At 70.3% G+C, this 26,077-nt stretch carries 29 protein-coding genes and 1 pseudogene; 15 read left to right on the top strand and 15 right to left on the bottom strand.

Annotated features, from left to right (window positions below; genetic code table 11):
* Positions 1-27 precede the first annotated feature (27 nt).
* Positions 28-969: a LysR family transcriptional regulator gene (locus tag V5E28_RS04845; RefSeq protein ID WP_336205132.1), complete on the top strand. Its 942-nt coding sequence runs from the start codon at positions 28-30 to the stop codon at positions 967-969.
* Positions 970-1,051: 82 nt separating this feature from the next.
* On the opposite strand, the gene V5E28_RS04840 is transcribed toward V5E28_RS04845, so the two are convergent.
* Entirely contained in the window at positions 1,052-2,086 is a 1,035-nt protein-coding gene (locus V5E28_RS04840) for an anti-sigma factor (protein WP_336205131.1), read from the bottom strand.
* A 125-nt stretch (positions 2,087-2,211) separates the two neighbouring features.
* Here V5E28_RS04840 and V5E28_RS04835 point away from each other — a divergent pair, with 125 nt between their 5' ends.
* The 3 genes from V5E28_RS04835 (at position 2,212) to V5E28_RS04825 (ending at position 5,682) form a co-directional block, all read left to right on the top strand.
* The gene (locus V5E28_RS04835; RefSeq protein WP_336205130.1) at positions 2,212-3,480 is read left to right on the top strand and encodes an FAD-dependent oxidoreductase; all 1,269 of its coding nucleotides are present in this window, start codon (positions 2,212-2,214) and stop codon (positions 3,478-3,480) included.
* A gap of 5 nt (positions 3,481-3,485) precedes the next feature.
* Positions 3,486-4,820 carry a class II 3-deoxy-7-phosphoheptulonate synthase gene (locus tag V5E28_RS04830; protein ID WP_336205129.1) on the top strand — a complete coding sequence of 445 codons (1,335 nt, stop codon included), beginning with the start codon at positions 3,486-3,488 and terminating at the stop codon, positions 4,818-4,820.
* Between the two features lie 91 nt (positions 4,821-4,911).
* Positions 4,912-5,682 (top strand): SAM-dependent methyltransferase, encoded by a 771-nt coding sequence (locus V5E28_RS04825; protein ID WP_336205128.1) that lies wholly within the window; start codon positions 4,912-4,914, stop codon positions 5,680-5,682.
* Positions 5,683-5,733: 51 nt separating this feature from the next.
* Here the strand turns inward: V5E28_RS04825 and trxA are convergent, their stop codons facing one another.
* Together trxA and V5E28_RS04815 are read right to left on the bottom strand one after the other, a co-directional pair.
* On the bottom strand, positions 5,734-6,174 hold the full coding sequence (gene trxA, locus V5E28_RS04820) for a thioredoxin (protein WP_336205127.1): 441 nt from the start codon (positions 6,172-6,174) through the stop codon (positions 5,734-5,736).
* 57 nt (positions 6,175-6,231) lie between these two features.
* Positions 6,232-7,923 carry an ExeM/NucH family extracellular endonuclease gene (locus tag V5E28_RS04815; RefSeq protein WP_336205126.1) on the bottom strand — a complete coding sequence of 564 codons (1,692 nt, stop codon included), beginning with the start codon at positions 7,921-7,923 and terminating at the stop codon, positions 6,232-6,234.
* A gap of 106 nt (positions 7,924-8,029) precedes the next feature.
* Here V5E28_RS04815 and V5E28_RS04810 point away from each other — a divergent pair, with 106 nt between their 5' ends.
* Entirely contained in the window at positions 8,030-9,085 is a 1,056-nt protein-coding gene (locus V5E28_RS04810) for a pentapeptide repeat-containing protein (RefSeq protein ID WP_336205125.1), read from the top strand.
* Here V5E28_RS04810 and V5E28_RS04805 read toward each other — a convergent pair.
* Genes V5E28_RS04805 through V5E28_RS04795 form a run of 3 tightly spaced genes read right to left on the bottom strand, consistent with a single transcriptional unit; the run spans position 9,082 to position 10,209 of the window.
* Entirely contained in the window at positions 9,082-9,516 is a 435-nt protein-coding gene (locus V5E28_RS04805) for an SRPBCC family protein (RefSeq protein ID WP_336205124.1), read from the bottom strand. The genes V5E28_RS04810 and V5E28_RS04805 overlap by 4 nt on opposite strands.
* The gene (locus V5E28_RS04800) at positions 9,509-9,859 is read right to left on the bottom strand and encodes an ArsR/SmtB family transcription factor (RefSeq protein WP_336205123.1); all 351 of its coding nucleotides are present in this window, start codon (positions 9,857-9,859) and stop codon (positions 9,509-9,511) included. Before V5E28_RS04800 ends, V5E28_RS04805 begins: the two co-directional genes overlap by 8 nt.
* Positions 9,856-10,209: a glyoxalase superfamily protein gene (locus tag V5E28_RS04795; RefSeq protein ID WP_336205122.1), complete on the bottom strand. Its 354-nt coding sequence runs from the start codon at positions 10,207-10,209 to the stop codon at positions 9,856-9,858. The genes V5E28_RS04800 and V5E28_RS04795 overlap by 4 nt, the downstream gene beginning before the upstream one ends.
* A gap of 107 nt (positions 10,210-10,316) precedes the next feature.
* On the opposite strand from V5E28_RS04795, the gene V5E28_RS04790 reads away from it, so the two are divergent.
* Positions 10,317-10,976, top strand: coding sequence for a permease prefix domain 1-containing protein (locus V5E28_RS04790; RefSeq protein ID WP_336205121.1), 660 nt, complete (start codon positions 10,317-10,319; stop codon positions 10,974-10,976).
* On the opposite strand, the gene V5E28_RS04785 is transcribed toward V5E28_RS04790, so the two are convergent.
* Positions 10,960-11,295, bottom strand: coding sequence for a PadR family transcriptional regulator (locus V5E28_RS04785; protein WP_336205120.1), 336 nt, complete (start codon positions 11,293-11,295; stop codon positions 10,960-10,962). The genes V5E28_RS04790 and V5E28_RS04785 overlap by 17 nt on opposite strands.
* A gap of 89 nt (positions 11,296-11,384) precedes the next feature.
* Between V5E28_RS04785 and V5E28_RS04780 the strand changes: the two genes are divergently transcribed.
* The 8 genes from V5E28_RS04780 (at position 11,385) to V5E28_RS04745 (ending at position 19,432) form a co-directional block, all read left to right on the top strand.
* Positions 11,385-12,548, top strand: coding sequence for a cytochrome ubiquinol oxidase subunit I (locus V5E28_RS04780; protein WP_336205119.1), 1,164 nt, complete (start codon positions 11,385-11,387; stop codon positions 12,546-12,548).
* A gap of 9 nt (positions 12,549-12,557) precedes the next feature.
* Positions 12,558-13,322: a cytochrome d ubiquinol oxidase subunit II gene (locus V5E28_RS04775; protein WP_336205118.1), complete on the top strand. Its 765-nt coding sequence runs from the start codon at positions 12,558-12,560 to the stop codon at positions 13,320-13,322.
* Positions 13,323-13,328: 6 nt separating this feature from the next.
* On the top strand, positions 13,329-15,089 hold the full coding sequence (cydD, locus tag V5E28_RS04770; protein ID WP_336205117.1) for a thiol reductant ABC exporter subunit CydD: 1,761 nt from the start codon (positions 13,329-13,331) through the stop codon (positions 15,087-15,089).
* Positions 15,086-16,789: a thiol reductant ABC exporter subunit CydC gene (gene cydC, locus V5E28_RS04765; RefSeq protein WP_336205116.1), complete on the top strand. Its 1,704-nt coding sequence runs from the start codon at positions 15,086-15,088 to the stop codon at positions 16,787-16,789. The genes cydD and cydC overlap by 4 nt, the downstream gene beginning before the upstream one ends.
* An 88-nt stretch (positions 16,790-16,877) precedes the next feature.
* Positions 16,878-17,501 carry a hypothetical protein gene (locus V5E28_RS04760; protein WP_336205115.1) on the top strand — a complete coding sequence of 208 codons (624 nt, stop codon included), beginning with the start codon at positions 16,878-16,880 and terminating at the stop codon, positions 17,499-17,501.
* On the top strand, positions 17,498-17,821 hold the full coding sequence (locus V5E28_RS04755) for a transcriptional regulator (RefSeq protein WP_336205114.1): 324 nt from the start codon (positions 17,498-17,500) through the stop codon (positions 17,819-17,821). Before V5E28_RS04760 ends, V5E28_RS04755 begins: the two co-directional genes overlap by 4 nt.
* Positions 17,818-18,699 (top strand): ABC transporter ATP-binding protein, encoded by an 882-nt coding sequence (locus V5E28_RS04750; RefSeq protein ID WP_336205113.1) that lies wholly within the window; start codon positions 17,818-17,820, stop codon positions 18,697-18,699. Before V5E28_RS04755 ends, V5E28_RS04750 begins: the two co-directional genes overlap by 4 nt.
* Positions 18,692-19,432 carry an ABC transporter permease gene (locus V5E28_RS04745; protein ID WP_336205112.1) on the top strand — a complete coding sequence of 247 codons (741 nt, stop codon included), beginning with the start codon at positions 18,692-18,694 and terminating at the stop codon, positions 19,430-19,432. The genes V5E28_RS04750 and V5E28_RS04745 overlap by 8 nt, the downstream gene beginning before the upstream one ends.
* A 71-nt stretch (positions 19,433-19,503) precedes the next feature.
* Here the strand turns inward: V5E28_RS04745 and V5E28_RS04740 are convergent, their stop codons facing one another.
* The 3 genes from V5E28_RS04740 to V5E28_RS04730 all read right to left on the bottom strand — a co-directional run bounded on the left by V5E28_RS04740 (position 19,504) and on the right by V5E28_RS04730 (position 21,701).
* Positions 19,504-20,736, bottom strand: coding sequence for a S1C family serine protease (locus V5E28_RS04740; protein ID WP_336205111.1), 1,233 nt, complete (start codon positions 20,734-20,736; stop codon positions 19,504-19,506).
* A gap of 283 nt (positions 20,737-21,019) precedes the next feature.
* Complete coding sequence (locus tag V5E28_RS04735) at positions 21,020-21,217, bottom strand: hypothetical protein (protein WP_336205110.1); 198 nt, start codon at positions 21,215-21,217, stop codon at positions 21,020-21,022.
* A gap of 46 nt (positions 21,218-21,263) precedes the next feature.
* Positions 21,264-21,701 carry a hypothetical protein gene (locus V5E28_RS04730; protein WP_336205109.1) on the bottom strand — a complete coding sequence of 146 codons (438 nt, stop codon included), beginning with the start codon at positions 21,699-21,701 and terminating at the stop codon, positions 21,264-21,266.
* A gap of 98 nt (positions 21,702-21,799) precedes the next feature.
* On the opposite strand from V5E28_RS04730, the gene V5E28_RS04725 reads away from it, so the two are divergent.
* Entirely contained in the window at positions 21,800-22,249 is a 450-nt protein-coding gene (locus tag V5E28_RS04725) for a MarR family winged helix-turn-helix transcriptional regulator (protein WP_336205108.1), read from the top strand.
* 50 nt (positions 22,250-22,299) lie between these two features.
* On the opposite strand, the pseudogene V5E28_RS49430 reads toward V5E28_RS04725, so the two are convergent.
* The 5 genes and pseudogenes from V5E28_RS49430 to V5E28_RS04705 form a co-directional block, all read right to left on the bottom strand.
* Positions 22,300-22,593: pseudogene (locus tag V5E28_RS49430) on the bottom strand (integrase core domain-containing protein); the annotation flags it as partial.
* Between the two features lie 46 nt (positions 22,594-22,639).
* A complete protein-coding gene (locus V5E28_RS04720) occupies positions 22,640-22,819 on the bottom strand; it encodes a hypothetical protein (protein ID WP_336205107.1) in 180 nt (59 codons plus the stop codon).
* A gap of 49 nt (positions 22,820-22,868) precedes the next feature.
* A complete protein-coding gene (locus V5E28_RS04715) occupies positions 22,869-24,404 on the bottom strand; it encodes an AMP-binding protein (RefSeq protein ID WP_336205106.1) in 1,536 nt (511 codons plus the stop codon).
* A 100-nt stretch (positions 24,405-24,504) separates the two neighbouring features.
* The gene (locus tag V5E28_RS04710; RefSeq protein ID WP_336205105.1) at positions 24,505-25,092 is read right to left on the bottom strand and encodes a hypothetical protein; all 588 of its coding nucleotides are present in this window, start codon (positions 25,090-25,092) and stop codon (positions 24,505-24,507) included.
* Positions 25,093-25,233: 141 nt separating this feature from the next.
* Positions 25,234-26,067, bottom strand: coding sequence for a MetQ/NlpA family ABC transporter substrate-binding protein (locus V5E28_RS04705; protein WP_336205104.1), 834 nt, complete (start codon positions 26,065-26,067; stop codon positions 25,234-25,236).
* Positions 26,068-26,077: the final 10 nt, after the last annotated feature.

The raw sequence follows: 26,077 nt of genomic DNA, 5'->3' as shown, positions 1-26,077 counted from the left end.
TAACTCCGGCGTGATAGCTTCTGCGAGGTGCAGCTGGAGCTGAGGCATCTCAAGACGCTGCGTGCCATCGCCGACCAGGGCAGCGTGACCAGGGCGGCCGCCGCGCTCGGCGTCTCCCAGCCCGCGCTCACCGCCCAGCTCCGCCGCATCGAGCAGGTGCTCGGCGGCGCCGTCTTCACCCGCGACCACCGGGGCGTGGCGGCCACCGCGTTCGGCGAGTTCGTGCTGGCCAGGGCGCGCGTGGTGCTGGCCGGCGTGGACGACCTGCTCGCCGCCGGGCCGTACGAGCCGGCGGGGCAGGCGGTGCGGATCGGCGGGTTCGAGAACCCCGTCGTGGTCACCCTGGTCGCCAACCTCGCCGACGCGCTCCCCGAGGCCAGGATCACGCTGCAGACCGAGCACTTCGTCCGCCTCCTGGTGGACATGGTGGTCAACGGGCGGCTGGACGTGGCGCTGGTGGCCGACTATCCCGGCCACGAGCTGCGCCCCCACCCGTCGCTGGGGCTGGAGGTGGTGGCCGTGGAGCCGGTGTTCGTGGCCGTGCCCGCCGGTCACCCGCTGGCCTCCCGCGAGGAGGTGGAGCTGGCCGACCTGGCGGGCGAGCCGTGGGTGCTCCCGCCGCCCGACGGGATGGGCTGGCCCGAGCACCTCCTGCAGGCGTGCGCGCGGGCCGGGTTCACGCCCCGGGCCCGGTATCAGCTCGCGGAGGCGGGGGTGCGCAGGGAGCTGATCGGGGCCGGCCACGCGGTGTCGACCTGCCAGGCGCTGTACGAACCCGGCGAGCGCGTCGCCGTGCTGCCGCTGCGCGGCAACCCGCTGTGGATGCGGCAGGTGCTCATCTGGCGGCCGTCGTTCGCCGCCCACGCGCCGTCGCTCGTGGACAGCGCCCGCGCCGCCCACGCCGCCGTCTCCGCCCGCAGCCCCGCCTACAGCACCTGGCTCACCCGCCACGACCCCCCACCCGCCTGACCTGTAACCCGCCTGACCTGTAACCCGCCTGACCTCTCACCCGCGATGGCCAGGCTTCCGCAGCCTGAGCGGCGGTCCCGGCTCAGGCTGCGGGCAGCTCGGCGAACAGGATGGGCTGGGTCGTCGGCCGCCTGGAGCCGCCGGCGGGCTCTACCGTGAGGCCGACGTGCCCGTCGTCGGCGAGCGTCGTCGCCAGCAGGGGGGCGGTGAGGCCGTCCTCGCGGCGGTCGAGGAGCCCTGCCGGACGCATCCCGCCGGGGCCCATCAGCCACAGCTCGTAGACGCCGGCCTCCGGGAGCTCGGGCAGGCCGGACGCGGTGAAGACCATGCGGCCCTGGTCACGGGAGAGCACGAAGACACCGGTGCCCCCAGCGGTGACGGGCTGTCGCACCGTCCGCGCGTCGGGCGCGGCCAGCACCGCGGCGACGGCCGCGTCACGTGCCCGCATCTCCCCCAGATCCTGGCGGGCGTCGAAGGCCAGCGCGCCGAAGGCGACCGCGGCCGCCGCCGCCACCGCCGCCAGCCCCGCCACGACCTTCGCCGGCCACCGGCGGCGCGACGGGACGACTCCGAGCCGCCCCCGCTCCGGAATCACGGTCCGCGCATCCCGTCCCCCCACAGGACGCGGGAGGACCGCGGTCGCGTCGTCGTCGGACCCCTGGGACCCCTGGGGACCCGGGGCCACATCGTTCAGCCCTTCGCGCCGGGGCCACTGGATCAGGGTGGCGTCCGCGCCCTCGTCCCCGGGCGCCGGGTGGACGAGAGTCCCGTCCCCGACGGCATCCCGCAGCGGCGGATGAGCCACGGTCGCGTCCCATGCTCCCCCGGCGGGGTCCCGGTAGGCGATGGTGGCGTCGCCGGCGGTGTCGTGGGCGGTGTCGTGGGCGGGGGGCCGCCGCCGTACCCGGTGGACGGCGGCCAGGACGCGCGGGCGCAGGGCGTCGGGAGGGTCGAGGGCGACGGCGAGCGCGAGCCGGGCGGCGGTCTCCCGCAGCCCGCGCACCTCGGCCGGGCACACCGGGCAGACCGAAAGGTGCTCCTCGTACGGCCCCACGTCGGCAGGCGGCAGAGCGTGCACGGCATAGGCGCCGGAAAGGGCGTGGAGGTCGTTGTCCATGTCCACTCCCATGTCCACTTCCGCGTGAGAGGCGGCTCCCGCCATTGATTCGGCCTTTCGGCCTTTCCGGATGCAGGGCTTGCGCTTTTCCTGTGAGATGAGACAATCTCATCAGGTGATGAATTATGACATGTGCGATCGCGGGCGGCGGCCCGGCGGGCGCGATGCTCGCACTCCTGCTGGCCCGGACCGGCGTCGAGGTGACGCTGCTGGAGAAGCACGCCGACTTCCTGCGCGACTTCAGGGGTGACACGATCCACCCGTCGACGCTGCGGGTGCTCGACGAGATCGGGCTGGCCGGCGAGTTTCTGAAGCTCCCGCACCGGAAGGCGTACGAGATCAGCCTCGTGTCCGACACCGGCCCGATGCGGCTGGCGAGCCTGCGCGAGCTGCCCGGCCCCTACAACTACATCGCGTTCGTCCCCCAGTGGGACTTCCTCAACCTCATCACGGCCGAAGCGGCCACCTACCCGAACTTCCACCTGAAGATGCGGGCGGAGGCGTACGACCTGATCCGCGAGGACGGCGCCGTGCGCGGGCTGCGCTACCGCGACGACACCGGCGAGCACGAGCTCAGGGCCGACCTGACCGTGGCGGCCGACGGCCGCGGCTCGGTGCTGCGCGAGCGGGCGGGGCTGGTGCCGGAGGAGCTGGGCGCGCCGATGGACGTGCTGTGGTTCCGCATGCCGCGCGAGGACACCGACCCGGACGAGACGTTCCTGCGCGTCTCCAGCGGCCACATGATGGTCGCGATCAACCGCGAGAGCTACTGGCAGCTCGCCTACGTCATCCCCAAGGGCGGCTTCGACCGGCTCGCGAGCCAGGGCATCGAGGCGTTGCGCGAGCCGGTGGCGAGGATGCTGCCGTTCCTCGAAGGCCGGATCGGGCAGGTACGGAGCTACGACGACGTCAGCATGCTCACCGTCGCCCTGAACCGGCTGCGCCGCTGGCACCGGCCCGGCTTCCTGTGCATCGGCGACGCGGCGCACGCCATGTCGCCGGTGTTCGGCGTCGGCATCAACCTCGCCGTGCAGGACGCGGTCGCCACGGCCAACCTGCTGGCGGGCTCCCTGCGCTCCGGCGCCCTCATCACCGACTCCACGCTCCACCTGTTGCAGAAGCGCCGCATGCCGCCGACCCGGGTGACGCAGGCGGCCCAGCGGCTGGTGCAGGACAGGCTGATCCGCCCGGCGCTGAAGAGGCAGTTCAAGCCGCCGCGGGTGCGGCCCGACCTGGCCAGGATCCCGCTGCTCAACCGCGTCACCCGCCGCTTCATCGGCCTCGGCGTCAGGCCCGAGCACGTGACCGTGGGCCCGGTGGCGGGACGGCCTTCTCACAACGTGGACAATGGGGTCGGTAGGGAGGACCCAGTGGAATACCCTCGTATGTCGTGAGCGCAATGAGCAATTCGCTGAATCCCGAGTCCTGGCGAGCCCTCCCGGCGGCCCAGCAACCTGACTGGCCCGACCGCGAAGAGCTGGACAAGGTCGTCGCCGAGCTCGGCGGCCTGCCCCCGCTTGTCTTCGCCGGAGAGTGCGACCAGCTCAAGGAGCAGTTGGCCGCCGTCGTCCGCGGCGAGGCGTTCGTGCTCCAGGGCGGTGACTGCGCCGAGACGTTCGCCGGGGCGACCGCCGACAATGTGCGCAACAAGCTCAAGACCCTGCTGCAGATGGCGATCGTGCTCACCTACGCCGGCAAGGTGCCGGTCGTGAAGATCGGCCGGCTGGCCGGGCAGTTCGCGAAGCCGCGCTCCAAGGGCACCGAGGCCCGCTCCGGCGTCGAGCTGCCCGCCTACAGGGGCGACATGGTCAACGGCTTCGAGTTCACCCCCGAGGCGCGCAACCCCGATCCGTGGCGGCTGCTCAAGGCCTACCACTCCTCGGCCGTGACGCTCAACCTGGCGCGGGCGTTCACCAAGGGCGGTTACGCCGACCTGCGCCAGGTGCACGCCTGGAACCAGGACTTCGTCGCAGAGTCACCCGCCGGACGCCGCTACGAGCAGCTCGCCAGGGAGATCGACCAGGCGCTGGCGTTCATGCGGGCCTGCGGGGCCGACCCGGAGGAGTTCCACTCGGTGGAGTTCTACTCCTCGCACGAGGCGCTGATCCTCGACTACGACCAGGCGCTCACCCGCGTGGACTCGCGCACCGGCCTGCCGTACGACGTCTCGGCGCACATGGTGTGGATCGGCGAGCGCACCCGCCAGCTCGACGGGGCGCATGTGGAGTTCTTCTCCCGCATCCGCAACCCGATCGGCGTCAAGCTCGGCCCGACCACCACCCCCGACGAGGCGCTCGCGCTGATCGACAAGCTCAACCCGGACAACGTGCCGGGACGGCTCACGTTCGTCACCCGGATGGGCGCCTCCAAGATCCGCGAGCACCTGCCGCGGCTGGTCAAGGAGGTCACGGCCTCCGGCGCGCAGATCGCGTGGATCTGCGACCCGATGCACGGCAACACCTTCGAGGCGCCGAGCGGGCACAAGACGCGGCGGCTCGACGACGTGCTCGACGAGGTAGCGGGCTTCTTCGAGGTGCACCGCTCGCTGGGCACCCACCCGGGCGGCATCCACATCGAGTTCACCGGCGACGACGTGACGGAGTGCGTGGGCGGCGGCCACGAGATCGTCGAGGGCGACCTGGCGACGCGCTACGAGACCGCCTGCGACCCGCGGCTCAACCGCGGCCAGTCCCTCGATCTCGCGTTCCGGGTGGCCGAGCTCTACCGCGGCTGACAAACCACGTCTCACACCAGCACTTCCCGCACGGCCAACCCCGGTGGTCTCCTATGATCACCGGGTAAATGCCGAAATATCGGGAGATGTTGTGGATAGTGCGCCGGACGGGGTCGACCCGAACGTGCCCAACGTCGCGAGGATGTACGACTACTACCTCGACGGCAAGGACAACTTCGCGGCAGACCGGGAGGCGGCCGAGCGGATCCTGCGGCTGTTCCCCAACACCAAGGACTCGGCCCGGGAGAACCGCGGCTTCCTGCGCCGCGCCGTACGGGATGTGACCGCCGGCGGGGTGCGGCAGATCGTCGACCTTGGAGCGGGTCTGCCCACCCAGGGCAACACGCACGAGATCGCGGGCGAGGCCCGGGTGGTGTACGTGGACTACGACCCGGTCGTGTGCACGCACGGCCGCGCGCTGCTGGCCAGGGGCGAGAACGTGGACTTCCTGGAGGCCGACGCCAGGAAGCCGGACGAGCTGCTCGCCCGCCTTGAGCCGATGATCGACTTCGATCAGCCGGTGGCGTTCATGTTGCTCGCCATCCTGCACTTCATGCCGGACGACAGCGCCTACGACGTCGTGGCGAGGCTGCGTGACGCCTCGGCGCCGGGGAGCCACCTCATCCTCAGCCACGCCATCGACGACAAGCCTGACACCACGCCGGAGGCTCTGGAGGTCTATCAGCAGGCCACGGCCGCGCTCCGCCTCAGGACCCATGAGGAGATCCTGCGCTTCTTCGACGGCTACGAGCTGCTGGAGCCGGGCCTGGTCTACCCCAAGGACTGGCGGCCGGACGACGAGCAGCCGGCGAGCCGGTTCAGGTCCAACCCCGGCTACGCGGGAGTCGGGCGCAAGGCCTGAGGCCCCGGAAACAGAACGGCCCCGCCGGGAAACCGGGCGGGGCTCTTTCGTTCAGTTCTGGTCGGCGTTCTTGAGCTCCTTGTCGAGCTCGGACCTGATCTCGTCCATGTCGAGAGCGCGCACCTGGCGGATGAGGTCCTTCAGCGCGGGCTCGGGAATGGCGCCGGGCTGCGAGAAGACCACGATGCCGTCGCGGATCGCCATGAGCGTCGGGATCGACCTGATGTCGAAGCCCTGTGCGAGCGCCTGCTCCTGATCGGTGTCGATCTTCCCGAACGTGATGTCCTGGTGCTCCTCTGACGCCTTCTCGAAGATCGGGCCGAACATCTTGCAGGGTCCGCACCACTCGGCCCAGAAGTCGAGCAGGACGATCCCCTTGTCGGCGATGTCGTTGAAGTTCTTCTCGGTTACTTCGATGGTCGCCACAAGTGGCTCCTCGTGTCGTCGGTCCTCTGTCTTCCGCAGTTGCAACCCTGACAACCACGTACCCATCACCAGCATTCCATGCGCCGGGCCGCGTCGCCGCGGCCCGGCCCCAGCGAGGATCGCTCAGCGGCCCGGCAGGCTGAGCCCGACGACGAGCGGGTCGTGGTCGGAGGAGCGGTAGGCGTCCGGCTTGTAGAGGCCCGGCGGGTTGAACTCGGTGTTGTAGTCGAGGATGCGCGGCTCGTCGGCGTTGATGTGCCAGATCGTGGCGCTGGTCACGCGCTTGAGCAGCTGCTTGCCCGCGAGCATGTGGTCGAGCTCGCCCGCCAGCCCGTCGAACACGTAGCTGTAGCGCAGCGGCGCCGGCACGAACCTCTTGGTCAGGCTCGTCAGGCCGCCCGCCTCCAGCGTGTCGATGGGGTCCTCCTCGCCGTAGGCGTTGAGGTCGCCGAGCACGAGCGGGCCGGGCAGGTCGGCGACGAGCCCGAGCAGCGCCTGCGCCTGCTGGACGCGGGTGGCGTTCCAGCAGCCCTGGCCGTCGCCCTGGTCGGTGTCGGGGCCGCCGTCGGGGCAGGAGCCCTTGGACTTGAGGTGGTTCACCACCATGGTGAACGGCTGGCCTCCCGAGGTCCTGCGGAAGGTCTGGATGAGCGGCGGCCGGCTGAAGACGGGGTCCTCGGACGACCTGGCGGCGCCCACCGGCGCCAGTTTGCCGGGCTTGTAGATGATGCCCACCTGGATGGCGTCGGTGCCGGGGAAGGGGTGGCTCAGCGCGGCGTACGTGCCCGCGCCGACCTCGGCGTTGACCGCGTCGACGAGGGCCTGCAGGGCGGTCTGGCCGTTGTTCTCGACCTCCATGAGCCCGACCGCGTCGGCGTTGACGCCCTTGAGCGCCGCCACCAGCTTGGCGAGCTGCCGCTGCTGCTCCTCGGGGTCGGTGGCGCCGCGCGAGCCGATGGTGGTGAACCAGTTCAGCGTGTTGAACGAGGCCACCCTGACGTTGCCCACGACGGGGAAGGGCTTGGGCAGGCGCGGGTTGGTCCTGAGGTAGTCGATGGGCTCGGTCGGCTGCAGGCGGTATCTGCCGAAGCCGTAGCCCAGGACGCCGGTGACGCCGAAGGCGGTGTCGCCGGCCCGGACGATCGGCGGCAGGGTGGCCGGGTTCTCCCTGGTGGAGCCGTCGTCGATGAGCAGCGAACGCCGCAGGTTCGCGCCGGCGTCGACGCCCGGCCGGTCGGTCGGCTGGAACAGCCGGCCGCCGGAGGAGACCGTGACCTCGCCGAAGCGGCCCAGGTTGTAGTGGTCGTCGACGGTCAGCAACTGGCGGAAGGTGAGCAGGACGTTCTCGACGGCTTCGAGCCCGTCGCCGGGCAGCCTGTAGCTCCTGGCGGCCACCGAGCCGGTGCCGCACACGTCGACGGCGGTGACCGGGGACAGCTCGGTCCACCCGTTGAACTCCGTCGCCCGGCCGGTGACGAGGACCCGGTCGCCGACCTTGACGTCCTTGAACGACTCACGGGCGAAGGCGAACAGCCCGTCGGAGGTGGCCGGGTCGGAGTCCGGCGTCGAATCCTGCAGGAAGAAGCCGCTGAGCTGGTCGGTGCGCTGGAAGTCGCCGGTGACGACGCCTTCGACGCGTACGGTCTGCCCGGCTAGCGGGGTGGCGTCGCCGCTCCCCTGGACCTCCGCGATCTGCCGGTCCGCTGGAGTGTCGCAGGGACCGGCGGGGGTCGCGGCGGCGGGAGACACCGTGAAGGTGGCGGTGAGTGCTGCCACGGCGACCGCGGCGAGATAAGTCCGAGGTAAAGCGCGCATAACCTGCACTTTAGAGCTTACTGTGCTTGCAATTTTCTACATAGATGTGGCTAGAAGATGAAATTACCCACCCTTGACAAGGCCGACCGCCGGGTATGACCAGCGTATGGACTGGGTCACCTGCGCGCACTCAGCCGCATGCACGGGAATCGCTCGCCGGCCGTACGGTCACTGCCTCGCCCACCTGTCCCACGACGAACTCGCCACGGTGCTGGCGGCGATGTCCCCCGGTCACCTGCTCGACCTGCGCGGCACCACCGTCTCCGGCGACCTGCTGCGGCGGGTGATGGAGGCGGCCCAGGACCGGCCCGGCCGGGCCCGGCTGGAGCGCGCCAGGTTCACCGGCGACGTCAGGCTGGCGGGCGTGACGTTCCAGGGTGACGTGTCGCTCGACCTCGCCAGGTTCGAGCGGCTGGCCTCCTTCTTCGGCGCGCGCTTCGAGGGCAACGTGTCGCTGGCCGGGGCCAGGTTCCTCAGGGAGCTGTCCTTCCATGGCGTCCACGTGCGCGGGCACATCTCGCTGGACCACGCGGTGATGTCCCGGGACGCCCTCTTCAGCCAGGTGGTCTTCGAGCGCGGGCTGTCCTGCGAAGGGGCGAGGTTCGAGGGGTACGCCACCTTCGACGGGGCCGAGCTGCGCGGGGCCGCGAGTTTCCGCGGCGCCCGGTTCGGCCGGACGCTGTCGTTCCGCAAGGTCAGCGGCAGCGTCGGGTTCGACGCGGCGCGCTTCGCGGCCGACGCCTACCTGTCGGCGACCGGCCGCTTCTCCGCCGCCAGGGCGCACGCCGACGGCGCCCTGGACGTGGCGGTCCAGGCCTGCGGGGTGGACCTGCGGCGGGTGGAGGTGTCGGGCGTCACCACGCTGCGCCTCACGGACTCGCAGGCCGACCTGGAGGGCGCGGTCCTGCGTGGCCCGGCGAGCGTGACCGGGCGCGGCAGGTCCGCGCTGACGTCGCTGCGTGAGGTGGACGCCGGGCACCTGGCCCTGTCGGGCCTGGACCTGTCGTCGTGCCGGTTCGGCGGGCTCGCCAACCCGTCCGGGGTGCGGCTGAAGGAGTGCACGTTCGCGCTCACCGGGAGGCACATGAGCCTGCGCTGGCCGATGCTGCGCTGGTTCGCGCGGCGCCGGGTCCAGCCGCCCGACCGGGTCGTGCACCGCTAGAGTCGCGCCGCCACCTCCGCGATCGCCCTGAAGTGCTGGGAGCGCCAGCCGCCGCCCATGATCCTGCGGGAGAGCTGTTGCGTCGGGTCGTCGGGGTCGAAGCCCTCGTGGTCGAGGAAGAGCCTGGTGCCGCGACCCTCGGGCTCCAGGCGCCAGGTGACGGTCCAGTCCGCGTCGCGGCCGCCGCGCCAGCTCAGCTTCAGCAGCTTCTCCGGCTCGGCCTCCAGGACCTCGCAGTGGACGACCCCGTCGAAGCCGACCTGCTCCTTGGGCGCGGTGGTGAAGGTGAACCGGTGCCCCGCCTCCGCCTTGATGTCGCCCGGCATGAGCCAGCGGGACACCAGGTCGGGCTCGGTGAGGGCGCGCCACACCTTGGCGGGCGGGTGCGCGATGAACTGGTCGAGCCGGATCGCGCGCGGGTCCTCAGGCATCGTCGGCCTCCATGTCGTCCTCGATTTCGTCTTCCATGTCGTCCAGCAGGTCGCGCAGGCGCGCCAGCCTGCCTGTCCAGAAGCGCTCGTACGGGGAGAGCCAGTCGCGGATCTCCATGAGCGGGGCCGCCTCCAGCCTGTAGTGCCGTTCGCGGCCCTTGCGGCTCTCGGCCACCAGGCCCGCGTCCTTGAGCACCCTGAGATGCTCCGAGACGCTGGGGCGGCTCATGTCGAAGCGCTCGGCAAGCCGGCCGGCGGGCTGGGCGCCCTCGTCGAGCAGCAGCCGCAGCAGCTCGCGCCTGGCCGGGCTGGCCAGCGCGGTGAAGACGTGGTCGGCGGTCATGCCGGGCTGACCACGAACCCGTTGCCGAAGGGGTCGGCGAACAGCAGCTGGCGCCCCCACGGCTCGTCGGTCGGCCCCTGGAAGTCCATGCCGTGCTCGCCGAGCCGCGCCGCCAGCGCGTCGAGGTTGGGCGCGGCCACCACGAGGCCGCCGATCGGCGCCATGTCCGGGAACCAGGAGGCGAGCAGGAGGCCGGTCTCCGCCCCCTTGGGGGCGACGGTCAGCCAGCGGCCCATCGGGAACGGGTTGTCGGTGCGGACCTCGAAGCCGAGGACCTCGGTGTAGAACGCCAGCGCCTTCTCCTGGTCGGCGACGGGCACGGTCACGGTCATGAGCTGGGAGATGAGCATGTCGCACACTATACGTAGGAATTTTCCTACATATCAACTGCTGCCTGGTCAGAATTCAGGGAAAACCCCGATGGGACCCCGACCGGCCCGTCCCTAAACTGGTGCGCATGCGCATCGACGACTACGTGGCCGGCCTCGACAGGGCCCTGTCGGGGCCGCACGGCCCCAAGTACGACCTGGTCGTCGAGGCGCGCGACAGCCTGGTCGACACCGCAGACGCGTTCGAGGCCGAGGGCCTGGCGCGGGCCGAGGCCGAGCGGCTCGCGGTCGAGGAGTTCGGCCGGATCTCCGAGGTCGCTCCCGGCTATCAGGCGGAGCTGACCGCGACGGCCGGACGCAGGCTGGCCCTGCTGCTGCTCACCAGCGTGCCGGCGACCGTGCTCATGTGGGGGCTGATCTGGCAGCTCTACCCGGGCGAGGCCGCCGCGTGGGCCGCGCGCCCCGGCTGGCACATGACCGCCTCCCTGCTGATCGACATCCTGCAGCTCTCCGTCGGGGTGTACGGCGGGCTCGCGCTCCTGGCCCTGAGCCGCGGCAGGCGCTGGATCCCCCGTCCCCGCCTGGTGACCCGCTCGCTCGGCCTGGCCGTCTGGGCGATGCTGCCGCTGACGTCGGCACTGGGCCTGCTGCTCTCCCAGGGCTCCTACGTGCCCGCCGACCTCGACCGCTTCCCGCCCGTGATGCTGGCCAGCCTGACCACCTACGCCTTCGGCGGACTCCAGCTCTACTGCGCCTCCCGCTGCATCCGGCTCACCCGGACGGCCTGACCTCCGGCTGCAGCACGCTGCCGATCGCGCTGGTGAACTCCCGCCAGGCCGACCGCTCCCCCCGGAGCTGCCTCCTGCCGGAGTCGGTCAGCCGGTAGGTGCGGCGCCTGCGCCCGCCCACCGTCGCCCACTCGCTGGACAGCAGGCCGGTGCGCTCCAGTCTGCGCAGCGCCGGATAGACGGTGCCGGTCGGGACGCTGAGCGCGCCGCCGCTGCGCTCCTGCAGGGTCTCGATGATGGCGTAGCCGTGCAGCGGCTCACGCTCGAGCACGGACAGCAACAGAGCGTCCATGTGGCCGCGGAGCGCGTCTGGGTTCATGCCCGCAATCCTAGGAGCCCGTTCAGCATGTAGACAGTCTACATGTAGACTCCCTATATGTAGGCAGACACAACGACGGGGTTGAAATCATGGACGTTCTCGAGCTGGCCCGGTTACAGTTCGCCGTGACGGGGAGCCTGCACTTCCTGTTCGTCGTGCTCACGCTCGGGCTGGCGCCGCTGGTCGCGATCATGCACACGCGCTGGGCCCGATCAGGCAGGCCGCTGGACGAGCGGATGACCCGGTTCTGGGGCCAGATCTACGTGATCAACTACGCGATGGGCATCGTCACGGGGCTGGTGATGGAGTTCCAGTTCGGGCTGTCGTGGAGCGGGCTGTCCCACTACGCGGGCGACGTGTTCGGCGCCCCGCTGGCCATGGAGACGCTGGTCGCGTTCTTCCTGGAGTCGACCTTCCTCGGCCTGTGGATCTTCGGCTGGGGGCGGCTGCCGAAGTACGCGCACCTGGCGTGCATCTGGCTGGTGGCCGCGACGGCCTACGCCAGCGCGTTCTACATCATGGTCGCCAACTCCTTCCTGCAGAACCCGGCAGGAGCCGTGGTCGCCGGCGACCGGCTCGAACTGGCCGACTTCGGCGCGCTGCTGACCAACAAGACGCTGGTCTTCTCCTTCCCGCACGTGCTCGGAGCCGGGCTGTTCACCGGGGCGATGGTGCTGGTCGGGGCCAGCGCCTACCAGTTGCGGCGCCGTACCGGTGAGGTGGAGTTCTTCACCAGGTCGATGCGGATGGGCGTGGTCACGGCCGCGATCGGCATCTTCCTGACGGTGGGCTTCGGCTACGCGCAGTTCGGCGGCATCCAGGAAGGCAAGTTCGACGGCGACGTCGCCGCGGCCGTCCCGCTCGCGATCATGATGGAGGGCGGGAACCTGCTCTCCCTGTTCGTGCTGCTCTTCATGCTGCCGCTGGTCGCCGTCCTGCATCGCTGGCGGCGCACGCAGCTGGTCCTCATCGCGCTGACGCCGCTGCCGTTCGTGCTGGCGATCCTCGGCTGGCTGGCCAGGGAGCTCGGGCGGCAGCCGTGGATGATCTGGGAGAGGCTGACCGTCGCCGACGCCATGACGCCCGGGCTCACCTCCGGCATGGTCACCGCCTCGCTCGTCGGCTTCGTCCTGGTGCTGGGGCTGCTCGCGGTCGTCGACTACGTGCTCATCGCCAGGGTGATCAGGCGTGGCCCGCGCGACCTCGATCTCGGCGCCACCGCCGAGCAGCGCTCCCCTGCGCTGACCTACTAGGAGTCCGCCATGGAACTGATCTGGTTCGCCTTCTTCGCCGTGCTGCTGGCCGGCTACTTCGCTCTGGAGGGTTTCGACCTGGGGGTCGGGCTGCTGCTGCCGGTGCTCGGCAGGACGGCCGGCGACCGGGACCGCATGGTCGCCGGCATCGCGCCGTTCGTGCTGGCAGGCGAGGTCTGGCTGGTGGCGGTCGCCGGGACGCTGTTCGGCGCCTACCCGATGCTCGAGGGCGAGGTGCTGTTCGGGCTCTACCCGCTGGTGGTGGCGATGCTGCTGTCCTGGATCGTGCGCGACGCCGGGTTGTGGTTCCGGCGCAGGATCGGCGGCGCGCGCTGGCGGGGGTTCTGGGACCTGATGATCACGCTCGGCTCGCTCGGGCTGTCGTTCGGCTGGGGCGTCGCGCTCCACGCGGCGGCCACCGGGTTCGGCTCATCGCTGCTGCATCCGCTGGGGCTGCTGCTGGGCTTGGTGGTGACGCTGCTGTTCGCCTTCCACGGCTGGATCTTCCTCGGCTGGCGGCTGCCCGGGTTCGCGGGCGCCGCCCGCTCGGGGCGGGCCCTGCTGCTGTCCGCGGCGCTCGCCGCCCTGCCCGCCATCGGCGTGCTGGCGGGCGGCATGGGCTATCTGCTGGACCACAGCGCGCCGCCCGCCACGCTGAATGTGCTCAGTCTCATGGTCCTGCCGTTCGCACCCATCATGCTCGGGGCGCAACTATGGGTATGGCGCACTTTCCGTCCAGGTAAGGATGCCGACCGGATCCCATCGTTCTTCTGAGGACTCGTGCACAAGGATCTCCTGCGCCTGATGCGGGCCGAGCAGTCGGTGCGCCGCCACCTCGCCGTCACCTTCGTCGCGGCGGTGGCGGCGGGGCTGCTCGTCCTGGTGCAGGCTGAGCTGCTGGCCGGGGTGCTGTCCGGCAGGTTCGCCGCCACCGCGCTGGCGGGCGTGGCCGCCGTGGTCGCCGTGCGGGCGCTGCTGGCGTGGACGCAGGGCGTGTTCGCCGGGCGCACCGCCACCGGGGTCAAGTCCGCGCTCCGGCACCGCCTGCTGGCCAGGCTGCAGGACCTGGGTCCCGCCAGGCTCGCCGGGCACCGCTCGGGCGAGCTCGTCACACTCACCGGCCGCGGCCTCGACGGTCTGGACGCCTACCTGACGGGCTACCTGCCCTCGATCGCCGTCGCCGCGGTGGTGCCGGTGGCGGTGCTCGTCCGGCTGCTTGTCGCCGACCTGGCCAGCGCCGTCATCGTGCTGGTCACCCTGCCGCTGATCCCGATCTTCGGCGCTCTGGTCGGGATGACCACCAAGGCCGTCACCGAGCGGCAGTTCCGGGCGCTGTCCCGGCTCGGCGGGCACTTCCTCGACGTGGTCCGCGGCCTGCCCACGCTGCGCGCCTTCGGCCGCGCCCGCTATCAGGCGACGGTCATCCAGCAGGTCGCCGACGCCCACCGGGGCGCCACCATGAAGACGCTGCGAGTGGCGTTCCTGTCGTCGCTGGTGCTGGAGCTGTGCGCGTCGCTGTCACTGGCCCTGGTCGCCGTCCCCATCGGGCTGCGGCTGCTGGGCGGCTCCCTCGACCTGACGACCGCGCTGCTGGTGCTGCTGCTCGCGCCGGAGGCGTACCTGCCGCTGCGGGCCATGGGCACCCGCTTCCACGCCTCCATGGAGGGCGTGGCCGCCGCCGACGCGGCCTTCGCCGTCCTGGACGGCGAGCCACGGGAGCCCGGCGCCCGCCCGGCCGGGCCGGAACGGGCGCCCCGGCCGCAGGCGCCGCCTGAGGGGCCGCCGCTCATCCGGCTGGAGGACGTCACCGTCCGCTACCCCGGCCGGGACGACCCCGCGCTGGAACACGTCACGCTCACCATCGAGCCCGGCGAGCGGGTCGCCCTGGTCGGCGAGAGCGGCGGCGGCAAGAGCACGCTGCTCAACCTGGTGCTCGGCTTCGTCCAGCCGTCCGAAGGCAGGGTCCTGGTGGACGGGACCGATCTGCGCGAGCTCGACCTGGACGGCTGGCGCGCCCGCCTGGCGTTCGTCCCGCAGCGCCCGCATCTCTTCACCACCACCGTGGCCGGCAACATCCGCCTCGGCGCCCCTTCGGCCTCTCCGCTGGAGGTGCGGCAGGCGGCCACGGCCGCGCACGCCCACGACTTCATCGACGAGCTCCCCGAGGGGTACGAGACACGGGTCGGCGAGCGGGGCGCGAACCTGTCGGCGGGCCAGCGCCAGCGCATCGCCCTGGCCAGGGCGTTCTGCCGGCCGTCGGCTCCGCTTCTGCTCCTGGACGAGCCCACGGCCCGCCTCGACGGCCGCAGCGAGGCCGCCGTGGTCGCGGCGACCGCCGACCTCTGCCGCGACCGCACGGCCGTGATCGTGGCGCACCGGCCGGCGATGATCGAGCTCGCGGACCGGGTGATCCGTATCCACGAAGGCCGGGTGGTCGCGGATTCGGCGGCTTGTCGCGAGATATCCGGCGCTGACGCACCAGATATCTCGGATATATCGCCCGACGACCGATATATCCCTACATCGAGGAGTGAGTCGTGAACCGGCGCATGGGGCGGCGGCTCGTCTGGGCCGTGCTGGCCGGGGCCGCGGCCGACCTGGCCGGGCTGGGCCTGATCGCCGCCGCGGCCTGGCTGATCACCAGAGCCGCTGAGCAGCCTCCGCTGGCCGCGCTGAGCGTGGCGATCGTGGCGACGCGGGCGTTCGCCACGAGCAGGGGCGTGTTCAGGTACGCCGAGCGGCTCACCGGACACGACGTGGCCCTGCGCGCCCAGGCGGACGCCCGCGAGCGGCTCTACGCCTCGCTCATCGCGCCGCGGCGGCCCGGCCACGGCGGGGCCGACCTGCTCAGCAGGATGGTGGACGACACCGAGGCGGTGCAGGACCTGCTCGTGCGCTGCCTGCTGCCCGCCGCTGCCGCCGCCATCGCGGGGCTGGCCGCGGTGGTCGTCGGGCTGACCCTGCTGCCCGTCACGGCGCTGGTGCTGGGGGCCGGGCTGGTGGTGGCGGGCGTGCTGGTGCCCGCCGGCACGGCCACGGCCGCGCGGCGCTGGTCGGCCAGGATCGCGCCGGCCAGGGCCGAGCTGGCGAGCCGGGTGGCCGACCTGGTGCACGGTTCAGCGGACCTGGCCGCGTACGGCGCCGGCGACCGCGCCCTGGCCGACGCCCTGGCCGCCGACGCGAGGCTGGCCACGCTGGAGCGCCGCCAGTCCCGCGTGCACGCCGCCGCGCTCGCGACGGGCACCCTGGTGCAGGGCCTGACCGTGGCCGCGATCGTGCTGATCGCCCAGAACGCGGGCGTGGGGACCGTGGCCACGGCCGTGCTCGCGCTGACGGCCTTGGTGTCCTTCGAGCCCGTCCTGCCGCTGGCCGCGGCGGGCGAGCGCCTGGCGGGCGTACTGGCGGCCCTGCGTCGCCTGCGCGACGTCCAGGCCACTCCCCCGGCGATCGACGAGCCCGCCGCCGCCACCCCCGCCCCGCCGTCGCCGCTGACCGTCGAGATCGACGATCTGGTCGTACGGCATGCTTCCGCGAACGGATCCGGTACCGCGCACACCGGCAGGCCGGCCGTCGACGGGGTGTCGCTGACGCTGACGCCCGGCAGGCGGCTCGCGCTGGTGGGACCGAGCGGCGCCGGGAAGAGCACGCTGCTGGCGGCGCTGATGCGGCTGGTAGAGCCCGAGTCCGGAAATATCAGGATCAACGGCGTCGACATCAGGAGCATGGCCTCTGATGACGTACGAACGCTGATGACCGGCCTGACCCAGGATCCGTACATCTTCCAGACCACCCTGCGCGACAACCTGCGCCTGGCCGGGCCGGAGGCGGGCGAGGAGGCGCTGCTGCGCGCCGTACGGGATGCCCGCCTGGAGCAGTGGGTCGAGCGGACCGGATGGGACGCCGAGCTGGGCGAGGACGGCAGCACCGTGTCCGGCGGGCAGTTGCAGCGCCTGGCGCTCGCCAGGGCGCTGTTGTACGACCCGCCGGTGCTGCTGCTGGACGAGCCGGCCGAGGCGCTGGACGAGGAGACGGCGGACCGGCTGATGACCGACCTGCTCGACGTGACGCACGACCGCACCACGCTGCTCGTCACGCACCGGCTGAAGGGGCTGGAGCAGGTGGACGAGATCATCGTGCTGGAGGAGGGCCGCGTCGTGCAGCGGGGGCACCACGACGAGCTCGTCGGGCGGCCGGGCTACTACCGGGACCTGTGGGAGTCCGAGGCGCTCACCCGCCGCTGAGCCGGGAACCATCCGGTCGGACCGCTCGTTGTGCTGCATGGCAGGCTGGTTTAAAGTACAAACCAGTTTGAGGCCAAGAGGAGTTGCCATGACAAATGACGGCGAGCGCGTTCCCAGCCCCGAGGAGACGCTCCGCCTCATCGAGGAGCAGCGCGTCGCCACGGTGAAGGCGCTGCGCGGCGACCCCCTGCTGCTCTACGCGCCCTGGGGCATGGCCTGGCTGCTGGGGTTCGGCGCGTTCTTCCTGCACTACGGCCTGCACGGGGTGCCATACGCGCCGATCAGCCAGAACCAGGCGCTGGGCGTGCTGATGAGCGCGCAGGTGGTGGCCGGTGGCCTGGCGGCCTTCGGGATCGTCAAGATGGCCGGCCAGGTGCGGGGAGAGACCTCGGCCAAGGGCACGATGTATGGCTACTCCTGGTTCGTCGGGATGGTCCTGCTGGGCGTGATCGCCACCCGCGTCAGCCCCATGCTTCCCGCCGCGGAGTCCGGCCTGCTGTGGGCGGGCGCGTCCCTCATGCTGGTGGCCGTCCTCTACATGACCGGCGGCGCCATCTATCTCGACTGGCCGATGTTCTTCGTCGGCGTCTGGATCGCCGCCGTGAACGCGCTGGGCGTGCTGCTGGGCCCGGGCTGGCACGCGCTGCTGACGGCGGTGCTGCTCGGCGGGGGGCAGATCGCCGCCGGCTTCTGGCTCAGGCGGCGGATGTGACCGCGGACAACACCCTGCCCGAGCTGGACCCGGTGGTCCACGCCCAGGCCAGGCTGCGCGTGATGGTCACGCTCAACACGCTGGGCGACGGCGACGAGATCGCCTTCCCCACGCTGAAGGACCTGCTCGCCATGACGGCCGGCAACCTGTCCGTCCACCTGTCCAAGCTCGAAGAGGCGGGCTACGTGCACATCACCAAGACCCACAAGGGCCGCACCCCCATCACCTACGTCGCCCTGACCAAGCGCGGGCGGCTGGCGCTGGAGGACTACACCAAGGCGATTCGCGCCCTACTGGACTCCACAGGAGGCATTTCATGACAGTCCTCGCCAAGACGGTCGAGGTCACCCGGCGCTACGGGAATGTGCTCGCGCTCGACAACGTGTCCCTCGACATCCACGCCGGCGAGTTAGTGGGCTTGCTGGGCCCGAACGGCGCGGGCAAGTCCACGCTCATCAACCTGTTCGTGGGACTGCGCCGCGCCACCTCCGGCACGGTCGAGCTGCTCGGCGGCTCCCCTGCCGACCCGCTGGTACGGCGCGGCATCGGCGTCACGCCGCAGGAGACCGGCCTGCCCGAGGTTCTCAAGGTGGGCGAGATCGTCGACTTCGTGTCCGCGCACTTCCCGCAGCGTGCCGACAAGTCGGAGCTGCTGGACCGCTTCGACCTGGGCGATCTGGTCAAGCGCCAGATCGGCGGCCTGTCAGGCGGGCAGAAGCGGCGGCTGGCCGTGGCGCTGGCCTTCGCGGGCAATCCCCGGCTGGTCTTCCTGGACGAACCGACCACCGGGCTCGACGTCGAGGCCAGGCGGGCGCTCTGGGACGGCATCAGGGCATTCCACGACGAAGGCGGCACGGTGCTGCTGACCAGCCACTACCTGGAGGAGATCGAGGCGCTGGCGCAGCGGGTCGTGGTGGTCGGCCACGGCCGCGTGCTCGCCGACGACACCGTGCGGGCCATCCGCGACGTGGTGGGGGTGCGGCGGGTCTCCCTGGTCGCGGACGGGCTGCCGGAGCTGCCCGGCGTGATCGCCAGCCACCGTGAGGACGGCCGCGTCCATCTGGTGACCTCCGACCCCGACCGGCTCGTCGTCGAGCTGGTGCGCAGCGGCACGGCGTTCTCCGGCCTGGAGATCCGGCCCACCTCGCTCGAAGAGGCCTTTCTCGCCATCACCGCCAAGGAGCCGTCACATGTCTAGCCTGATCCTCGCCCACACCCGCTATCAGGCCCTGGAGCAGATCCGGGTGCCGATCGGCCTGCTGGCCAGCACGCTGTTCCCGGCCATCTCGATGCTGGCGTTCGTGGTGCCGTTCGCCGGCGCCGACCCGCTCGCCGCGACCACCGCGACGGGATCGATGATGCTGATCGGCGCGATGTCTGCCGCGCTGATCGGGCTGGCCATCTCGGTCGCGCAGGATCGTGAGCAACCGTGGAACCCCTACCTTCGCACCCTGCCCGCCGGGCCGCTCCCCCGCTTCGCCGGGCGGATCCTCACCACCATGGGCATGATGGTCGCCTCGGTGATCCCGGTGCTGGTGATCGCCGCCCTGTTCACCGAGGCGACCATCACCGCGCCCCGGCTGCTGCTCGGCGTGGCCGCGGTGCTGGTCTCGTCGATCCCGTTCATGATGATCGGCCTGTTCATCGGCTTCGCGATGCCGTCGAAGGCGGCCATCGCGGTGTCACAGCTGCTGTTCTTCCCGCTCGCGATCCTGGGCGGGCTGATGTTGCCCATCCAGCTGATGCCCGCCTTCGTGGACACCGTCTCGCAGTTCGTGCCCACCCGGGGCGCCGGCGAGCTGGTCTCATGGGCCGCCGCCGGCGTCCAGCCGGAGGTGCTGCCCCTGGTGACGCTGGCGGCCTGGACACTGATCTCCGCGACGGGAGCGGCATGGGCCTACCGGCGCGACGAGGGACGCCGGTTCTCGTAAGCCCGAAACGGGGGGTGTGCCGCCAAGTCCGCAGCGATCTCGACGGCACACCCGTCCGTGAGGGGGTCCTGTTATTTCTTCTCTTCGAGGGTCACGGTGGCGCTGCTCTCCTTGCCGTCCCTCATATATGTGATCTGAACCTGTTGGCCCGGTTTGAAACCTCTGACCTGCCCAACAACCGTATCTCCGCCGTCGACCGCCTTACCACCGATCTGCGTGATCAGGTCGCCCTGCTTCAGCCCGGCCTTCTCAGCGGGGCTTGCGGCGGTCACCTGGCGGACCAGCGCCCCGGGCACGTCGCCGGTGGCGTCGGTGACGCTCACGCCCAGGAACGCGTGGCTGACCTTGCCGCTGCCGATGAGCTGGTCGGCCACGTGCTTGGCGGTGTTGATCGGGATGGCGAAGCCGACGCCGATGCTGCCGCTGCTGCCACCGTTCGTGGCGATGGCGGTGTTGATGCCGACCAGCTGCCCGGAGGCGTTGACCAGGGCGCCGCCGGAGTTGCCCGGGTTGATCGCCGCGTCGGTCTGGATGGCGCCGGCGATCGTGGTGACCTCGCGCGCCTGACCACGCTGCTCCCCCCAACCGGGCGGGACCTGCTGCTCCTGCTCGCCGCCGACCGACAGCGTCCGGTCGAGCGCGCTGATGATGCCCATGGTGACCGACCCGTCCAGGCCGAGCGGGCTGCCCAGAGCCAGCACGGAATCGCCCACCTTGAGCCCGTCACTGTCGCCCAGCGAGGCGGCGGTCAACCCCGAGACGCCCTCCGCCCTGATGACCGCCAGGTCGGTGGCGGGGTCGGTGCCGACGACGGAGGCCTTCGCCGTCTTGCCGTCGTTGAACTTCACGCTCATCTCGCCGCCCTGACCGGCCCCCACGACCACGTGGTTGTTGGTCAGGATCAGCCCGTCGGCCGACAGTACGACGCCCGAGCCCTCACCGGTGGCACCCTTGATCATCACGACGGAGGGCTGCACCTTCTCCGCTACCTCGGAGACGGACAGGTTGTTGGAGACCGACTTGAACGCCGAGCTCGGCGCGCTCGCGGCGGCGGTCGGCTCCTGGAACGCGGTGGCGACGGTGGCCCCCACGGCACCGCCGCCGATGGCCATGGCCGCCAGGGCCAGTCCCGCGATCGCCTTCTGCCGGGCGGTGAAGCCCGGCTTTCTCGGCGCGGGCGGCGGCGGCGCCGGCGGCCCCATGATCACGGTGTCTCGCCGGGGGAAGCCCCCGGCGGAGGGCGGAGTGTCGCCGAACTGGCTCCACCCGCCTGCGCCCTGCTCGCGAGGCTCGTTCGCGTTCATGTCATCTCCTCAAGTCCCGATGACTCAAGGGTGCCAAGGTCGGCGTAAGTGCAGGTTAAGCGCTTGATCGAAGGAGGGTGAGAAGTCTGACGAGAGCCTTATCACTGCTGGTGGGGGCTCTGTCACCGGACAGAATTTTGTGTGGGTAAAACATTGTTCCCGCGACCCGGACGGTGTCGACGCGCGGGGGCCCTCGCCGCAGGACGTCCCGGCCGGGGTGCACCGTGCGCGACACGTTGACTTCTCGCCCACGCTGAGGGCGGTGGAGAAGCACGGGACGGGATCAGCGGTGGGCGCGCAGCGCGGCGAGCAGCCTTTGGAAGGCCGGCACCGCCTCCGGGGCCGGCGGCAGGCCCCGGAGGCGGTTCAGAAGCTGCCAGTACCGCTCCACTTGGGGCTCGGCGACCAGTTCCAGCCAGTCCGTCAGGGAGGCGATCTCCTCGGCGGGCAGCTCAACGGGGATGATCCGGTCCAGAATCACCCTTGCGCCAGGCGACTCCGGCGGGACCTCCTTCTCAGGAGGTGGATCAGGCGGCGCGAACGTCTGATCCGCGCGGAGAAACCGCAGGCTCCCGTCTGCGCGTGACGAGCCGGGCGGCCAGCAGTCCCAGCACGACAATGCAGGTTAAATCGAACCAGATGCTCAGCGGCGACAGATCTCCGCGGATCGCCGCGTTGGGCAGAATGAGGGCGAGAAACGTGGTCTTGCCGACCACGGCTGCCAGGGCGGCCGCGAGGCGCACCGGCGGGTGGAACGCGGCCCACACGATGGCGGCCCCGAGCAGAAGCTGCAGCATGCCCCGGTGCTGCAGCAGGGCCTGCGTCATTGGAGCGGGGTCGGACACGCCGTAGTTCCAGTCGAGGATGCCGACGTTCACGAGGGCGACGACGGGCAGTGTGGTAATTGTGCCGATCAAGGTGAGGGCGACACGCAGGGCGGTCTCGCCACGGGAAGACAGCGTCATGAGAGCTCCTTTAGCGCGCATCCGTCAGGTTGGCTGACGATTTTTCGTCAGTCTAGCTGACGATTGTCGCCGGGCTCAAGGGCTCTACATTGGACGGCATGAGCACGCGCGGCGCAGCAGAGCGGATCTCCATGGCCACCGGCTACATGTTGGCGCGCCTCGGCGACTTCGCGCGGCAGCGCATCGAGGTCGAGGTCGGCGGCTGGGGCCTTACCGGCAAGGAACTGCGCGTGCTGGCCTATGCGCACGACGCTGCCATGTCGCAGCGCGACCTGACCGCGCTGGCCCGCATGGATCGCACCACCATGACGGAGGTCATCAACACGCTGGAGCGGCTGGGGTATGTGCGCCGCGTCCGCAACACCGCCGACCGCCGCAAATATCTGGTCACGGTCACCGAGGACGGCGCACGCGTAGTGGAGGAGGTGCTGGCGCATATGGCGAAAGTGGAGGCTGACTTCCTCGGCGCGCTGACACCCGTCGAGCGCTCGCTGCTGAACGACATGGTCGCCCGCCTGTTCATCGCCCACGACCCTGATTGTGCGTAATCAGGGTCGTGCGTACCACGCAGGTTCAGATGGGCTGGGCCTGACGAGGCCTAACAGCACCGCTGCTCCGCAAGGCGGTGGGGCTCGCGCACTGACGCCCAGGTCGTGCGACATTGCGCCTGCCGAAAACCCCATCCACGCACTTCAAGCGGCATGTGAGTATTCGTGGAGGACTCCGCCGAGCTGGTCTCGCCGGCCGGATCGTTAAGGGGTTGGCGTAGTGACAGTGCCTGATGCGGCCGGTGCTCGTTGCAGTGGCGCCTGTACCCGGCCAGGACCTGCCTCAGATGCCGCTCACCAAGGACCAGAAGGTGATCGAGGCATTCACGCCGCAGCGTGCCGACGAACCACTCGGCAACGCGTTCGCCCGTGGCGAGCGCGGCGGAATCTTCAGGACGCGCACGTCCGCGCCGACGAGCACCCCGTCAGATCGTCCTGCTCTCCGGTCAAGACCATCTGCCGGACCGTCCGCTGGAAGCTCTCGTCGGCGACCAGCTCGGCCAGCTCTATCCAGGCGTTCACCTGCTCGGACGTCGGGTCTTCCGGAAGCTCGGCAGGGATGTCGCGCATCCATTCCGCGACGAGGGCGGCCGCCGGGAGCGGCCGGGGTGTGTCGCGGCTATGAGGGCGCGGGCCAGTATTCGTCCTTGAGCAGCCGCTTGTACAGCTTGCCCGTGGGGTGCCGGGGCAGCTCGGCGCGGAAGTCCACCGATCTCGGGCACTTGTAGTGGGCCAGGTGCGAGCGGCAGTACTCGATCAGCTCCGCCTCCAGCTCCGGCCCCGCCTCGGCCATGGAGACCGGCTGCACCACCGCCTTGACCTGCTCGCCCATCTCCTCGTCCGGCACGCCGAGCACCGCCACGTCGGCGACCTTGGGGTGGACGCACAGGACGTTCTCCGCCTCCTGCGGGTAGATGTTCACCCCGCCCGAGATGATCATGTACGAGCGGCGGTCGGTCAGGTAGAGGAAGCCGTCGGCGTCGAGGTAGCCGATGTCGCCGAGGGTGGTCCAGCCCCTGCCCTTGGGGTCCTGGACGGAACGGGTCTTGTCCGGGTCGCCGTGGTATTCGAAGGCGGCGCCGCTGTCGAAGTAGATGGTTCCGTGCTCGCCAGCCGGGAGGTCGTCGCCCGCCTCGTCGCAGATGTGCACGGTGCCGAGCAGCGAGCGGCCGACCGTGCCCCGGTGCTGGAGCCAGTCGGCGGAGTTGACGTACAGGAATCCGTTGCCCTCGGTGCCGGCGTAGTACTCGTGGATGATCGGGCCCCACCAGTCGATCATCTGCTCCTTGACCGGGATCGGGCAGGGGGCGGCCGCGTGGATCGCGCAGGCCAGCGACGACAGGTCGTACTTCTGGCGCGTCTCGTCGGGCAGCTTGAGCATCTTGATGAACATCGTCGGCACCAGCTGCGTGTGCGACGCCCGGTATTTCTCGACCGCTTGCAGGTACTGCTCGGGATCGAAGCGTTCCATGACGACGACCGTGGCGCCGAGCCGCTGGAGCGACAGGCAGTAGCGCAGCGGCGCGGCGTGATAGAGCGGCGCGGGCGACAGGTAGACGCTGTCGGCCGACGGCGCGAACAGGCCCTCGATGAGCCTGAGGAGCATGCTCGGCTCGGTGAGCGGCGCCATGGTGAGCGCCGGTTTGATGCCCTTGGGCCTGCCGGTGGTGCCGGAGGAGTAGAGCATGTCGGCGCCCTGGACCTCGTCGTCGATCGGGGTGACCGGCTGCCCGGCCACCGCCTTCTCGTAGGAGGTGAAGCCGTCGGCGACGCCGTCCAGCATCAGGCGCAGCTCGACGCCCGGGGTGGCGGCGGTGATCGAGGTGGCGACGTCGGCCAGATCGGCGCTCGAGATGAACACCCGCGCGCCGCAGTTGCCGACGATGTAGGAGAGCTCGTCGGCCTGCAGGCGGGAGCTGATCGCGGTGTAGTAGAGGCCGGAGCGGTGCGCCGCCCAGGCGATGGCCAGGAAGAGCGGATGGTTGCCGAGCATGAAGGCGATATGGTCCCCCGGCCGTAGGCCGGCGGCGCGGAACAGGTGGGCCAGCCGGTTCGACTCCTCGTCGAGCCGGCGGTAGGTGATGACCTGACCGGAGCCCGCCATGATCACAGCGGGCTTGTCCGGGCTGACTGCTGCGATGGCTCCGGGGTACATGAACCGAACACTATTCTGCTGATTGGCCGATGCGCCAGAACCACCCGGGCACGGCGAAGCCGCGACCTCGCCATCGAGATCGCGGCTCCGTCAGAACGGGTCAGGCGGCGGCGTGGTAAACGTCCTGCCAGCCGGAGTACCAGCCGGTCGGGCCGAAGTGCTTGCCCCTGCTCACGTTCACGTAAATGTGCGCGGCGTCCTTACCGGAGAACGAGTAGTGCTTCGGGAACTTGTGGCAGTTCTTGAACTTCTTGAAGTACGTGGAACCGTCGTGGTTCACGATCTTGAAGGTCTCCCACGCGCAGTTGTTCTTGCCCCACCACTTGTAGTTGGTGAGCTTGCTGTCGACCGAGTAGAAGTGCTCGGTCTTCCAGACCCACACGTGCTTCTTGAACTTCTTCGGAATCCACTTGCAGTGCTTGTCGCCGTCCTCGTCGTACTTGCAGACCTTCTTCTTGACCCAGAAGGTCTTCCAGTACCAGTGCTTGTACTTCTTCTCTTCGACCTCGACGTGACCCTTGGCCTTGGCCTTGTGGTCGCTGGAGTAGTAGGACCCCCAGCCCGCCTCGTACGAGGCGGGGGTGGCGGAGGTGGCCGAAGTGACGGAAGCGTTTGCGGCGACCGGGGCGGCGATGGCGACCGTGGTGGCGGCGGCCACGCCGATGAGGATTCGTGCTGCGAATCGCATGTGGAGGCTCCTCGGGAGAGGGTTTGCTTTTTGCTGTCCCTGTATTGGTAATCCGACCGCATTGCCTACCACTTACAATCCGCTTACATGGCCTTAAATCGCCCTTAAGATCATTTAATATGATCTAGCGGTTTTTCAATATCATTTGGCGGCGATCACCGAGCCCTGATACTTCTGCGCGATGAAGTCCTTGACCTTCTGGTCCTGCAGGAGCTTGCCGAGGGTCACGATGTTGGCGTCCTTCTCGTGGCCGGCCGGCACCACCAGGCCGTTCACGTACGGGTTCGCCTCGGTCTTCTCCAGCGCCAGCGCCTGCGTGGCGGGCTTGAGCCCGGCCTCGAGCGCGTAGTTGCCGTTGATCACCGCGGCGTCGACGTCGTCCAGCGAGCGGGGCAGCTGGGCTGCCTCCAGCGGCTTGAACGCGAGCTTCTTGGGGTTGCCGGTCACGTCCCGCTCGGTGGCGGCGGTGCCGGCGCCCTCCTTGAGGGTGACCACGCCGTTGTCGGCGAGCAGCTTGAGCGCGCGGCCCAGGTTGGTGGCGTCGTTCGGAACGGCCACGGTGGCGCCCGCGGGCAGCGCGGCGAGCTCGGTCGACTTCTTGGAGTACAGGCCCAGCGGCTCCAGGTGGACCGGGGTGACGAAGCTCAGCTCGGTGCCCTTGGAGGCGTTGAAGTCGTCCAGGTAGGGCTTGTGCTGGAAGAAGTTGGCCGTGAGCTGGCCCTCGCTGAGCTGCACGTTCGGCTGCACGTAGTCGGTGAACTCGACGACCTCGAGCTTGAGGCCGGCGGCGGGAGCCAGGTTGTCCTTGACGAAGTTGAGGATCTCCGCGTGCGGGACCGGGCTCGCGCCGATCTTCAGCACGGTGTCCGCCGACTCGGCCTGGGCGCCGCCTGCCGGAGTAGCGGACTGCGACGTACCGCATGCGGCGAGCAACAGGGACAGGGCAGCCGCGCCCACAAGGCGATGAATTTTCATGATTTTTCCT

The sequence above is a fragment of the Nonomuraea sp. LPB2021202275-12-8 genome (assembly GCF_037044575.1).
Taxonomy (GTDB): domain Bacteria; phylum Actinomycetota; class Actinomycetes; order Streptosporangiales; family Streptosporangiaceae; genus Nonomuraea.
Note: the sequence above shows the minus strand (reverse complement) of the source record. Positions and strands in the feature narration are given on the sequence as shown.

Coding starts and splice junctions, on each gene's coding strand:
- V5E28_RS04710 (WP_336205105.1), bottom strand. CDS start 25,092: ATGCGATTCGCAGCACGAATCCTCATCGGCGTGGCCGCCGCCACCACG.
- V5E28_RS04780 (WP_336205119.1), top strand. CDS start 11,385: ATGGACGTTCTCGAGCTGGCCCGGTTACAGTTCGCCGTGACGGGGAGC.
- V5E28_RS04810 (WP_336205125.1), top strand. CDS start 8,030: ATGGACTGGGTCACCTGCGCGCACTCAGCCGCATGCACGGGAATCGCT.
- V5E28_RS04705 (WP_336205104.1), bottom strand. CDS start 26,067: ATGAAAATTCATCGCCTTGTGGGCGCGGCTGCCCTGTCCCTGTTGCTC.
- V5E28_RS04720 (WP_336205107.1), bottom strand. CDS start 22,819: ATGCGCGACATCCCTGCCGAGCTTCCGGAAGACCCGACGTCCGAGCAG.
- V5E28_RS04835 (WP_336205130.1), top strand. CDS start 2,212: ATGACATGTGCGATCGCGGGCGGCGGCCCGGCGGGCGCGATGCTCGCA.
- V5E28_RS04785 (WP_336205120.1), bottom strand. CDS start 11,295: ATGAACCCAGACGCGCTCCGCGGCCACATGGACGCTCTGTTGCTGTCC.
- V5E28_RS04840 (WP_336205131.1), bottom strand. CDS start 2,086: ATGGACAACGACCTCCACGCCCTTTCCGGCGCCTATGCCGTGCACGCT.
- V5E28_RS04725 (WP_336205108.1), top strand. CDS start 21,800: ATGAGCACGCGCGGCGCAGCAGAGCGGATCTCCATGGCCACCGGCTAC.
- V5E28_RS04750 (WP_336205113.1), top strand. CDS start 17,818: ATGACAGTCCTCGCCAAGACGGTCGAGGTCACCCGGCGCTACGGGAAT.
- V5E28_RS04790 (WP_336205121.1), top strand. CDS start 10,317: ATGCGCATCGACGACTACGTGGCCGGCCTCGACAGGGCCCTGTCGGGG.
- V5E28_RS04795 (WP_336205122.1), bottom strand. CDS start 10,209: ATGCTCATCTCCCAGCTCATGACCGTGACCGTGCCCGTCGCCGACCAG.
- trxA (WP_336205127.1), bottom strand. CDS start 6,174: ATGGGTACGTGGTTGTCAGGGTTGCAACTGCGGAAGACAGAGGACCGA.
- V5E28_RS04740 (WP_336205111.1), bottom strand. CDS start 20,736: ATGAACGCGAACGAGCCTCGCGAGCAGGGCGCAGGCGGGTGGAGCCAG.
- V5E28_RS04745 (WP_336205112.1), top strand. CDS start 18,692: ATGTCTAGCCTGATCCTCGCCCACACCCGCTATCAGGCCCTGGAGCAG.
- V5E28_RS04815 (WP_336205126.1), bottom strand. CDS start 7,923: ATGCGCGCTTTACCTCGGACTTATCTCGCCGCGGTCGCCGTGGCAGCA.
- V5E28_RS04775 (WP_336205118.1), top strand. CDS start 12,558: ATGGAACTGATCTGGTTCGCCTTCTTCGCCGTGCTGCTGGCCGGCTAC.
- V5E28_RS04715 (WP_336205106.1), bottom strand. CDS start 24,404: ATGTACCCCGGAGCCATCGCAGCAGTCAGCCCGGACAAGCCCGCTGTG.
- V5E28_RS04805 (WP_336205124.1), bottom strand. CDS start 9,516: ATGCCTGAGGACCCGCGCGCGATCCGGCTCGACCAGTTCATCGCGCAC.
- V5E28_RS04730 (WP_336205109.1), bottom strand. CDS start 21,701: ATGACGCTGTCTTCCCGTGGCGAGACCGCCCTGCGTGTCGCCCTCACC.
- V5E28_RS04760 (WP_336205115.1), top strand. CDS start 16,878: ATGACAAATGACGGCGAGCGCGTTCCCAGCCCCGAGGAGACGCTCCGC.
- V5E28_RS04830 (WP_336205129.1), top strand. CDS start 3,486: ATGAGCAATTCGCTGAATCCCGAGTCCTGGCGAGCCCTCCCGGCGGCC.
- V5E28_RS04800 (WP_336205123.1), bottom strand. CDS start 9,859: ATGACCGCCGACCACGTCTTCACCGCGCTGGCCAGCCCGGCCAGGCGC.